Consider the following 3,131-nt stretch of genomic DNA (forward strand, 5'->3'; position numbering starts at 1 on the left):
CACATTTTTTGTGTTCCCCTCAAAACCGTCATTTCTTAACTTAATGACATTGAGTGATGTCTTTTCTATTTTATGATAAAATAGTTTCATGACAAAGTTACAGAAACAAATGTTTATCATCATTGCCATATTATTTGCAATCGTATTAAGTATGCTAGGATCTTTGAAAATCGCAAAAAATGTTGAGCCCGAACAATTGAGTGTACAATATAAAACATTGAAAGATGAAAAGATTCCATCCTCAATGAATGATGTATCCATTGTTTATTTTACGGATGTGCAATATGGTAAATTTGAAAATAAAAAAAGAGCTGATAAACTCTTTAATAAAATTGAACATTTAGATCCAGACATTCTGATTTTTGGTGGCGATCTATTTGATGAAACCTGTCAAATGAATCAAGAAGACATGGATTATATCACCAATAAATTATCTAAGATGCATGCTCCACTAGGTAAGTTTTGTGTCTTAGGCGAAAAGGATGATGCAAACAACGACGTAGTTCGTTCCATTTTAAATCAGGCACAATTTGAAATATTAGAAAATGAAACAATTCTTCTTACAAACAAAAAAGAGGAAGGCATTACATTAAGTGCATTATCAAATATTCCAGATCCAAGTAAAATTTCAACGTCAGACAAACAATACAATCTGCTCATTACTCACATGCCAGATACACTGACTAATGAAGAATTATCCACAAAATCAATATCCCTTGCATTATGTGGACACTCTCATGGCAATCAAATCACATTCCCTATTTTTGGTGGATATAAATCGATAGATGGGGCAAAATCATTGAATCGTTCCCACGCAAAACGTCTTGCCTTTCCATACATCATTTCATCCGGTGTAGGATGCACACACGTAAATCTTCGTTTTATGGCAAAACCAGAAATCTATTATTTCATGCTACAAAGTAAATAAGAGGCTTATTAAATCAGCCTCTTATTCTTTTTTCTTTAGACATTGAATTAGAAGTTCATTGTTCTTTTTGATTTCATCTTTAATAGAAGCTAGTTCTAACAAGATGAATACTAAGATTATTATGATAAAGATAGTTAGAAACATGCATGTCACCCTCTTTTCTATTCGAATATCTCTACTTAAATTTTATCATAAGAATACTACTACGGATTTTTATCTTCTTTTTTCTATTAATAATAAGTATGGACAATGATCCAACAACAAGTTTTGTACTTTCTGTACCTGAATCGATGTTTGTGTTTTTAAAAACTTTTCCATACATTTAGCTTCTTCCTGTCCCGATTCATGTGGATACATCACAAGTGCCATTCTTCCTTTTACTTTTAAAAGATGCAAAGCTTGTCTAACTGCACTTACACTTGAAGAAGATTGGGTTGTGATGTCACGATCACCTTGAGGAAAATACCCAAAATTAAATATGATCGCATCCACTTCTTCATAAATATATTCTTCCATATGTTCATGTCCAACATTATAGAAACAAGTTCTTTGATCATCCAATCGTTCTTTTGTACTTTCAAAAACATCCCTTTGAATTTCAAAGCCATATACTTTATGCACATTCTGCGACAAAAAGAAATCTGTATCTTTTCCCTGTCCTAATGTCGCATCCACACATATTGCTTGTTTATGAAGAACTGGCTTTAAAAATTCATGGGATAAATCAACCATGGATTTCATCGTAGTCTTAATGCCTCTTTATATAACATATAATCTTCGGTTTTATCACACACAAAACATACATGAATAGCCCTTGTCTCAGGAAACTTATTCATTAATCGTTTTACGGTTTGAATCGCAATTGCACAAGCCTCATGATTTGGATATGCATTGATACCTGTAGAAATACATGGAAAGGCAATATTGATCGATTCCATATCATTTTTTCGCATATAATCATACGCCAATGCCATACTATTCCAATAACATGCAGCCAAGTATTCATCTTCATTATGAGCGCCATCTATATAACGAGGTCCACACGTATGAATAACTGCTTTACATGGCAAATTAAAAGATTCTGTCATCTTAGCTTTTCCTACTTCTAAACCATTTAAAGCCTGACAAGCCTTCATCATTTCATTTCCAGACTGATGAAATATCTGTGCGCTCACTCCTTGCATTGGTAAAACTTGTTGATTGGTTGGATCCACAATCAAATCAAAATCCAATAATGATATATTTCCTTTTAATGTACTAATCATTCGTCTTCTCCCATCTTAGTCATTCGACTTGATAATTTTTGTGCAGAAATAGAAACCGCATGGAATTGTGTTGCCAAAGTTTCCAACGTTTTTTCTGCCCTTACACTTCTTTCTACAAGACGATTCGCATCCTCCTGCAGCAACAAAATATTTCGTTCGATTTCTTCCATATGGCTTGTGCGATAAAAATCCTTTGTACTTGATAGTAAAGTCATCACTTCCGCTACAAGTGTAGTTGGAGATACCAACATAACATGTTTTTGAAGGGCATATGTAAATAAATCATCACATTTAGCACATACAAATTGATAAATCGCTTCACTAGGCACAAACAATAAAGCATAAGGCATCGTATCCATATTAATATATTTATTTGCTACATCATCAATATGTTTTTTCATATTCATCTTAAAAGGTCTTAGATATGTATCCATATCTTCCTGAAGATTCATATAATTTTCCATAGGAAACTTTGAATCAATACACAACACTTTATTCGTGTCTGGTAAATGAAAAGCACAATCCGCAATCTTTCCATTTGGCAAAGTATACTGCATCGAATAGATAGATGGATTTTGACCACAATATACACTTAGAAGCATATCCAATTGATATTCTCCCCAGTTTCCTCTAAGTTTTGTATTTGTCATGACCATATTCATACGATATAAATACTCTTCCATTTGATTCAAGCTCACTTTTGAAGTAGCCTGATTCTTTTGAACATCCTGTACTTGTTTTAAAAGATATTCAAAATTCTTTTGTAGAATCAAAGAATCTGCACTTGAAGTTTCTACTTCCTTCGACTTATTTTGCATCAACAAAACAATCAAGCATACAATCACAACGCATAATAATATTAAGATAATGATTTCCATTAAAACCTGGTATATTGTAATTGACCCATCTAGCTGGTCATTTACAACATACATCTCCTT

Annotated in this window: 5 protein-coding genes; 1 reads left to right on the plus strand and 4 read right to left on the minus strand. The window is 32.8% G+C overall.

Annotation, left to right across the window (positions count from 1 at the left end):
* Positions 1–88: 88 nt before the first annotated feature.
* Entirely contained in the window at positions 89–928 is an 840-nt protein-coding gene (locus tag LJE08_RS13170) for a metallophosphoesterase (RefSeq protein WP_117924569.1), read from the plus strand.
* Between the two features lie 21 nt (positions 929–949).
* Here LJE08_RS13170 and LJE08_RS15170 read toward each other — a convergent pair whose 3' ends face one another.
* The 4 genes from LJE08_RS15170 to rmuC all read right to left on the minus strand — a co-directional run.
* Entirely contained in the window at positions 950–1,072 is a 123-nt protein-coding gene (locus LJE08_RS15170; protein WP_255466296.1) for a hypothetical protein, read from the minus strand.
* Positions 1,073–1,141: 69 nt separating this feature from the next.
* On the minus strand, positions 1,142–1,669 hold the full coding sequence (locus LJE08_RS13175; protein ID WP_227403467.1) for a class I SAM-dependent methyltransferase: 528 nt from the start codon (positions 1,667–1,669) through the stop codon (positions 1,142–1,144).
* On the minus strand, positions 1,666–2,193 hold the full coding sequence (locus LJE08_RS13180; protein ID WP_186998920.1) for a macro domain-containing protein: 528 nt from the start codon (positions 2,191–2,193) through the stop codon (positions 1,666–1,668). The genes LJE08_RS13175 and LJE08_RS13180 overlap by 4 nt, the downstream gene beginning before the upstream one ends.
* Positions 2,190–3,131, minus strand: a 942-nt coding sequence (gene rmuC, locus LJE08_RS13185; protein WP_227403468.1) for a DNA recombination protein RmuC, incomplete at its 5' end; no start/stop codon positions are given. The genes LJE08_RS13180 and rmuC, both read right to left, overlap by 4 nt.

It is taken from the genome of Holdemanella sp. DFI.5.55, assembly GCF_020593575.1.
Classification (GTDB): domain Bacteria; phylum Bacillota_I; class Bacilli_A; order Erysipelotrichales; family Erysipelotrichaceae; genus Holdemanella; species Holdemanella hominis.

Bases quoted from the DNA above. Each gene is read 5' to 3' on its own strand.
- LJE08_RS13170 (WP_117924569.1), top strand. From the start codon at position 89: ATGACAAAGTTACAGAAACAAATGTTTATCATCATTGCCATATTATTT.
- LJE08_RS13180 (WP_186998920.1), bottom strand. From the start codon at position 2,193: ATGATTAGTACATTAAAAGGAAATATATCATTATTGGATTTTGATTTG.
- LJE08_RS15170 (WP_255466296.1), bottom strand. From the start codon at position 1,072: ATGTTTCTAACTATCTTTATCATAATAATCTTAGTATTCATCTTGTTA.
- LJE08_RS13175 (WP_227403467.1), bottom strand. From the start codon at position 1,669: ATGAAATCCATGGTTGATTTATCCCATGAATTTTTAAAGCCAGTTCTT.